Raw genomic sequence first — 7,824 nt, 5'->3', positions numbered from 1 at the left:
GATCAATACCTTGACTTCTCGCTTGCGCACCTCGTCGGCGACCTGCGCCGGATTGGCGTTGCTGGCCAACGCGAAGCTCGTGACCGAGCCGCCGAGCTTGTCCTCGATGCCCTCGATGATGGTGGTGAAGACCTGGCGAAAGGGCTCGCCGAGTTCGGGATAGACAACCACCAGCGAGCGCCCGAGCTCGGCCGCCGCGGCCGAACCACCGGTCAGCACCACGGCACCGCCCAGGGCCTGCTGCAACAAGGCGCGGCGCGTGGCGGGGCGAAGGCAACCGGGCTCAGTCAAAAGAAGAACGCTGTGTGGCAGGGTCGGGACAGGTGGGCGGCATTATGCAAAGGCCCGGACGCCTTGGCGGTACAGAGCCGGAACAGCGGCGCGCGCCGAGGAACAGCGTCGTCCTCGACATGCCGTTGCGCAGCAGCGGTTCAGGCATGAACAGGCTGCAGATGCCGAGGCGGATGCACAGCGGCAAACGCCACCGCAACGACGCCGAAAGCCCGTCGCAACGGCGCATGGCAAGAGGCTTTCGATAGGCAACCGGAGGCAATCAATGGGGCTCTGAGCGTTCCGACGCCGGGCGCAAGGTGGGGCATTATGCAGACGGCCACAGGCCTCATGCGCTCCGCTCCGGGAGGAGTTCACGATCGCGCCACAGTCTCTGACGCGACTAGCCGGACCGCCCCTGGGTAACAGCACAATACGCGCCCATTCACCCTCCACCTCGGAGACGCTGGCAATGAGACCTTTCTTTGGCTTGGTGATCCTCGGCGGCGTCTGCCTGACGGCCGCGTCGTCACCTGCCCTCGCACAGGGGCCCAGCGAAGAGGAAGAACTGGCCCAGGTCTACGGCGACAAGACCACCATCAGCATCGCCACCGGTACGGCCCAGACCCTGCGCCGCGCGCCTGCCGTGGCGACCGTCATCACGGCCCAGGACATTGCCGTCATGGGCGCCGCCGACCTGGACGAGGTGCTGGAGACCGTGCCGGGCCTGCACGTGAGCCGCAGCACCGGGGCCTATTCGCCGCAGTACCTGATCCGCGGCGTGGCCAGCGATTTCAATCCGCAGGTGCTGATGCTGCAGAACGGCGTGCCCATGACCACGCTGTATGTCGGCAGCCGTGGCGTCATCTGGGGCGGCCTGCCGCTGCAGAACATCGCGCGCATCGAGATCATCCGCGGCCCAGGCTCGGCGCTGTATGGCGCCGACGCCTATTCGGGCGTCATCAACATCATCACCAAGAGCGCACAGGACATCCAAGGCACCGAGCTGGGCCTGCACGCCGGCTCCTTCAGCGCCCGGGACGCCTGGCTGCAGCATGGCGGCAAGCTGGGCGCCCTTGACCTGGCCGCCTTCCTGCGCGTCGGGCGCAGCGATGGTTTCAGGCGCATCGTCGAGTCGGACGCCCAGACCGGCCTGGACGCCGTGTTCGGCACCCACGCCAGCCTGGCGCCGGGCCCCGTCAGCACGGGCTATCACGCCGTCGATGGCGGCCTGGAGCTGGGTTACGGCAAGTGGCGGCTGCACGCCGGCTACAAGGACCGCCGCGACGTGGGCACAGGCGCGGGCATCGCCGGCGCCCTCGATCCCGTGGGGCGAATGGGATCGCAACGCGCCGAACTCGATACGGGTCTCAGTGATGTCGACCTGTCGTCGGGGTGGCGGCTGAGCGTGAACGCCAGCTATCTGCACTACACGCAAAAGCTCTCCGTGCCCGTCCAGCTGTTCCCGCCCGGGGCTTTTGGCGGCTCATTCCCGAACGGCGTGTTCGGCTCACCCAACACCTGGGAGCGGCAGGCGCGCCTGTCCACCGCCCTCACCTACAGCGGCTGGGCCGGCCATCATTGGCGCATCGGTCTCGGTCACGACGACCTGAATCTCTACCGCACCCGGGAGTTGAGGAACTTCAACGTCATCACGTCGGGGCCTCTCACCGGCGTGCCGGTTCCCACACCCGGCGGCCAGCTCATCGAGGCGCCGGTGAACGACTCCTTCCTGGCGCCTCACCAGCGCCGTGTCGACTACGCCTACGTCCAGGACGAATGGAGCTTCGCCAGGGACTGGACATTGACGGCCGGCGTGCGGCAGGACCGCTATTCCGATTTCGGCCGCACCACCAACCCGCGCGTCGCGCTGGTGTGGGACGCCAGCCTGGACCTCACCGCCAAGCTGCTCTACGGCAGCGCGTTCCGGGCGCCGTCGTTCAACGAGCAATACGGCGTCAACCCGGTGGCCAGCGGCAATGCGGCCATCCGGCCCGAGACCATGCGCACGGTCGAAGCCGCGCTGCAGTGGCATGCCAGCCGGGAGCTGCAGCTGAACTTCAATGTCTTCCGCTATGCCATGGGGGACATCATCAAGACCACCTCCAACCCGGYGCCCGCACCCGGCGCGACCTTCCGCAATGCCGGCTCGCAGCATGGCACCGGCGCCGAGGTCGAGTGGGTGTGGGATGCGCGGCGCGATCTGCGATTCACCGGCAACTATGCCTACCAGCGCTCCATCGACGAGTTGAACCGGACCGACGCCGGCTATGCCCCGCACCACCACCTGAATGCACGGCTCGACTGGTCATTCGCGGGTGATTCCACCCTCAGCGGACGGGTCAACCGCGTGGGCGACCGCGTGCGCGTCTACGGCGATGCCCGCCCCAACCTGCCCGGCTACACGACGCTGGACCTGAGCCTCAGGACCGCACTTGCCAAGACGGGCTGGGAGCTGTCCTTCGCGCTGCTGAACGCCCTCAACGCCGATGTGCGCGAACCCAGCCTGCCCAGCACCGGCATTGCCAACGACCTGCCCATGGCGGGGCGCTCGCTGACAGCTCAAGCCAGCTACAAGTTCTGAGGTCCAGGCCAGCGCCTCTTGGGCGCGCCCTCATAGGCCATGTGATCACAGGACAGCGGGAACAGCGCGCCCGCGGGGCGCTCGGCGGCCTCGATATAGCAGGGCGTCATGCCCGCCAGCAGCATCGGCACCTGGAAGTGGTGGAATTCGGTGACCGACAGGCCCAGGTCCGCGGCCAGTCCCGCGGTGAAAGCCGCATAGTTCATCTTCAGCCGCGCATCGCGTGCGACCAGCAAGCGCTCAACCTCGTGTGCCAGGGCGAGATGGGGTCCGCCGGCCAGCCCCAGCTCGCGGGCAATGCCCAGCAGCCAGGGCAGGCGCTCATCGGTCGAGTGGATGGGTCGGCCGTAGCCAAAGATGCGCCGCTGCGCCAGCTCCTGCTGCACGATGTCCGCCAGCGGTTCACCCGCGCTGACGCCGCGCTGCGCCTTGATGAGAAAGTCGATCGCCCGCACGCAGGGATGACCACCGTAGACGGTCGCCTCCGACATGCCCAGCGCGGCCGACATGCCCAGCGCCGGCGTGCTGCGCGCACTGCCTGCCAGCGCCGCGACGCGGTTGTTCCACAGGCGCGCATCGGGGTAGCTGGTGCAGACCCACATCGCGTGCAGAAGCTTCAGCGCCGGTTCGTCGAAGCGCCGGCCGGTGATCGACAGCATGTAGAGCTCGACCCAGTCTGCGTGCCGCAGGTCTTCGTGCAGGTCATGGCCAAGAAAGACCGCACGGGTGCCGACAAAGGCCTTGCCGGCGCGTGTTGCCAACGGCTTCATGCGGCCACCTGTTCGGCAGGGTCGTTCAGCAGGTCCAGCTCGAAGAACGGGAACTGCTTGGGGCCGATGCCGCGCTGCTCCAGTGCATGCGCGGCGGCACCGGGCAGACGCAGCAGCAGGTAGAGCATCTCGCCCTGCTCTGCCGTGAAGCCCAGGTCGGTCAAGGCGGCGGCGGCCACGCCCGTCATTGCCAGCGGCATGCCCGCCACGGCTTCCAGCGTCGGCTGCTGGCTTGCCAGCCAGGCGCTGCGCAGGCTCCTGGTATTGCGCGCCAGGTGGGCCAGCAGTTGCTGGGCGAGGGGCGCCATGCGCTCGGCGTGCGCGTCGAAGCCCGGCAGGTGATCGCATTCGGGCCAGATGCTGGCCACGCCAGCGTCGGTCTGGCGGAGTGCCTGCGTCCACGGCGCGAGGTCGGTGCCGCAGCGCTGCCAGAGTTGCATCGCATGGAAGACCTCGCGCGCACCGCCTTGCTGGCCGGCGCCCACCGCCAGCGCGGCCATCAGGCTGGCGGCGGCGGTCGAACCACCGGTGCCGGCGCACATCGCCGCATGCACCGACGGGTCGCGCGGCCCCGGATTGGCCAGCGCAAGTGCCAGGTCTTCCAGCAACGCAGCCTGCGCGGGCTCGGGCGCTTCACCGCGGAACAGCRGGAAGAGCATCTCGACCCAACGCGCACGCCCCAGCATCTCGCCATAGACGTCATAACCGTGGCAGTAGGCGGCGCGCGTGGCGAAGGCGTTGCCGGGCTCGGGCTCCTCCAGCCAGATGCGCGTGTGCACTCGTTGCAGCGCTGTCATCGCGCCGTACCCAGCGTCTTCATGCGCAGATTCATCGGCGGCACTTCCTCGCCGTCGATGCGGATGTCCAGCAGCGTCGGGCCCTGGCGCGACAGCAGCGCGTCGAAGTCCAACGCGTCCAGGTCCTGCGGCGAGCGGATCACGTGCCCCGGGATGCCCATGGCGGCGGCCATCATCGCGAAATCGACCTTGGGCAGCTGGAAGCCGATGGGCTCCGCGCCCGCCAGGCGCTGGCCATGCTTGACCATKCCCAGCGCGCCGTCGTTGAGCACGACATAGAGCACAGGCAGACCCAGCTCGGCGGCCACCGTGATCTCCTGGCCGTTCATCAGATAGCTGCCGTCGCCCGTCAGGCAGACGACCGGGCAGCGCCGGTTGGCCATCGCAATGCCCACCGCCGAACCAATGGCCCAACCCATGGGCGCGAAGTCCATCGTCACGCGCAGCCAGCTGGAGCTGCGCGAGCGCCTTTCCTTGCCGGCCGGCAGATAGGCACCCCCCGGCATGCGGGCGCGCTGGTCGTGCGGCGCCAGATAGTGCACCGCCCAGGCGGCGCTGTTGCCGGCGTCGGCGACGAAACGGGTCTGCGGCGGGCAACGCTCGCTCAGGGTGGCCAGCAGGCGCTGCGGCTTCACCGGCGCGCTGTCGCTGTGGATGGCCTGCGGGTTGTCGACCATGGCCTCGTAGGCCTGGCGCGCCACCTGCGGATGCATGAAGGGCAGCAGTTGCCCTTCCGGACCGTTCTGCGACGGGGCCAGCAGCGTCATCAGCTGCTCGCACACCGACTTGATGTGGCCGCGCACATGCAGCCGCGCCATCTGCGAGCGCATCAGGTTCTCGTCGCTGTCGTCCACATGGACGAGGCGGCTGTTCAGCAGCGCGGCCGACCAGCCCCCGCTGTTGAACTCACCGAAGCCCGTGCCCAGGGCGATGACCAGATCGGGCTCGCTCGACAGCAGCTCGGCCGCGCTGGCGTGGCCGCCAAAGCCGAACACACCGCGAAAACGCGGGTGACGCGGGTTGATGAAGCCCTTGCCGTCGGGCGTCGTGATGAAGCTGCCGTCGGTCAGCTGCACCAGCTGCATCAATTCGTTGGCGGCATCGCCGCAACCGTCACCAATCAGCCACACGGGCTGGCGGGCCGAGAACAGCAGGCGCGCGAGCTGGCGCACGGAGGGCAGGTCAACCATGGCCGGCGCGCGGCGCAGCAGGCCGGCAAAGTCCGGCGTCTCCATGCCGTCGGGCAGAGGCTCGCGCAGGATGTCCACCGGGATGGACAGGTGACTGGGGCCGCTGGGGGCTCGCTGCGCCTGCATCAGCGCGTTGAAGAGCTTGGTGGGCAGTTGCTCGGCGTGTGAGACCAGCGAGTTGTAGCGCGTGCAGGGGCGGAACATCGCCATTGTGTTGATGCCGGTGCAGCTCGACTCCTGCAGGGCACCTTTGCCGAAGTTCTTGATCGGTGGCTGGCCGGTGATGACCAGCATGGGCACGTTGTTGTCATAGGCGCAGGCCACGCCGGTGATGAGGTTGGTGGCACCCGGCCCCGAGGTGGCGATGCAGACGCCGATGCGGCCGGTCTCGCGGGCATAGCCGTCGGCCATGTAAGCCGCACCTTGTTCGTTGCGGGCCACGACGGCCTGTGGGCCACCGCGGCGAGCGCTGCGCGCCAGGGCGTTGTAGAGCGGTTCGATGGCGCCGCCCGGGACGCCGAACACATATTCGACGCCCAGCGCGGCCAATGCATCGACCAGCAAATCGGCGGCGTCGCGCACGGCAGGTTCGCGCGCCCCATCCGACGCCGGATGGGACGCCTCGGTATAGAACGGGGCGAGAGCAGTATTTGATTCCACGTTGCAGCAGTCGATAGACACCGCACCGGAAGGCCGCATGGCGCTGCGAAGAGCGCCATGCACCTGCTTGTCGGCACGACATCGGGAAGGATGAGTCCACCATCGATGAACCCAGAACGGTCGCCCGAAACCATTCGGACAACCTCGCTCCTCCCTACGTGCGCTTGGGGCGCCGGTGCTGACTACACCTGGCCCTGCGACATCTATGCCAGCACGTGAATACGTTTCCGCAACCGCGCAATGACCGCAACTGTATCCATATGCAACAAAACTACATCCCCGCGAATGCGGGCGGCAGGACATCACAGGGTCAGGGCTTGACCTTCACTCCTGTAAGTTGCGCGACAGCTGCGAGTGTTGTCTGCGCCGCGTTGAGGCCGAGCAGGAAATCCTTGTCCGAGTAGTTCACGAACAGGTCGGTCGGCTGATGCCAATGCGGGTTCCAGCCTGCGCCGATCTGCTGGMCGCGCTCGTTCTCGCGCAGCGAGATGGCCGGCACCTCGTCCATGAAGGGTGTGGAGTCGGTGTTGGTCATGTGAAAGCCCACGGCCGCCGGGTAGTTCGTCGCGTACTTGTCGTTCGCAGCGCGGAAGTGCCAGGCCAGCTTGGCCGCGCCGTCCGCATGCTTGGACGTGGACTGATACTCGATGTTCACGTCGGCCTCAGCACGCTGCTCCTTCGGCGGCGCGTAGACCGGCTGGCCTTTGGCATCCAGCACCGGCTTGCCCGCCGCGTCCAGCTTGGGCACGGGCATGCCGTGGTCGAACATCATCATGTCGTGCTGGATCATGCCCAGCCACTTCGGCTCCGGGTAAAGCCCTGAGCCCTTGGGCGACTCGATGCCCTGCAAGCCCTTGCGCTGCTCGACATAGGCATAGGCGCCGTTCAGGCCCGTCTCCTCGTTGTTCCACAGCACGAAGCGGATGGAACGATCCGTCGTCACGCCGGGCAGGCTGAGGATGCGCGCCAGCTCCATGACCAGCGCCGTGCCTGAGCCGTTGTCGTTGGCCGCTTCGCCCCAGCCGATGCCGTCCATGTGCGCGCCAACGATGTACATCTCGTCCGGCCGCGTGGTGCCGATCTTGGTGCAGTAGACGTTTTCGCGCAGCGAAGTGCCCTCGGGCGTCGGCTCGGCATTGAGCTTGCGCAGGCGCTCGTCGGGTTGGGCCAGCGGGTCGGTATTCACGCCGATGGGCGCTCGCTTGCCGAACAGCGTGCTGCCGCCCTGCCCCGCCGGGCCACCGGCCAGCGGGCCGCGCGGCGCGGCCGGTGTGCGCTTGGCAGGTTCGGTGAACTGGTATTGCAGGCGCTCGGTGTTGGTGCAGCCGTAACTCTTGAGCTGCGCCTCGATCCAGTCCAGCGCCGCCCGGTTGCGCGCGGTGCCCTGGCGACGGTCACCGAACTGGGTCAGACCCTTGATGGTGGCCTTGTACTTCTCGAGCTCCAGGTGCTTGACCAGGGTGGCGATGGGATCGGCCGCATCGGCGGCTTGCGCCTGGGCCAGGCCGGTGGCAGCGATCAGTGCGGCGGCGACGCTGGCGGTCTTGAAGGAC

Annotated in this window: 5 protein-coding genes and 1 pseudogene; 1 reads left to right on the top strand and 5 read right to left on the bottom strand. The window is 67.8% G+C overall.

Going from position 1 to position 7,824, the window contains the following annotated elements; all coding sequences use genetic code 11:
* A pseudogene (locus AC1DU6_RS13905) lies at positions 1–249 on the bottom strand (hypothetical protein); the annotation flags it as partial.
* A gap of 493 nt (positions 250–742) precedes the next feature.
* Between AC1DU6_RS13905 and AC1DU6_RS13900 the strand changes: the two are divergent.
* Positions 743–2,854, top strand: coding sequence for a TonB-dependent receptor plug domain-containing protein (locus tag AC1DU6_RS13900; RefSeq protein ID WP_477857807.1), 2,112 nt, complete (start codon positions 743–745; stop codon positions 2,852–2,854).
* Here the strand turns inward: AC1DU6_RS13900 and AC1DU6_RS13895 are convergent.
* The 4 genes from AC1DU6_RS13895 to AC1DU6_RS13880 form a co-directional block, all read right to left on the bottom strand.
* Complete coding sequence (locus AC1DU6_RS13895; protein ID WP_457324622.1) at positions 2,842–3,624, bottom strand: citrate/2-methylcitrate synthase; 783 nt, start codon at positions 3,622–3,624, stop codon at positions 2,842–2,844. The two genes, AC1DU6_RS13900 and AC1DU6_RS13895, sit on opposite strands and share 13 nt — an antisense overlap.
* Entirely contained in the window at positions 3,621–4,421 is an 801-nt protein-coding gene (locus AC1DU6_RS13890) for a citrate synthase family protein (RefSeq protein WP_477857805.1), read from the bottom strand. The genes AC1DU6_RS13895 and AC1DU6_RS13890 overlap by 4 nt, the downstream gene beginning before the upstream one ends.
* Positions 4,418–6,271: a thiamine pyrophosphate-binding protein gene (locus tag AC1DU6_RS13885; protein ID WP_457354958.1), complete on the bottom strand. Its 1,854-nt coding sequence runs from the start codon at positions 6,269–6,271 to the stop codon at positions 4,418–4,420. Before AC1DU6_RS13885 ends, AC1DU6_RS13890 begins: the two co-directional genes overlap by 4 nt.
* A 310-nt stretch (positions 6,272–6,581) precedes the next feature.
* On the bottom strand, positions 6,582–7,824 hold a 1,243-nt coding region (locus AC1DU6_RS13880; protein ID WP_477857802.1), incomplete at its 5' end, for a M28 family metallopeptidase.

The organism is Roseateles sp. P5_B10, assembly GCF_056400485.1.
The sequence above is the reverse complement of the archived record's forward strand: the minus strand, read 5'-3'. Positions and strand labels throughout refer to the sequence as shown.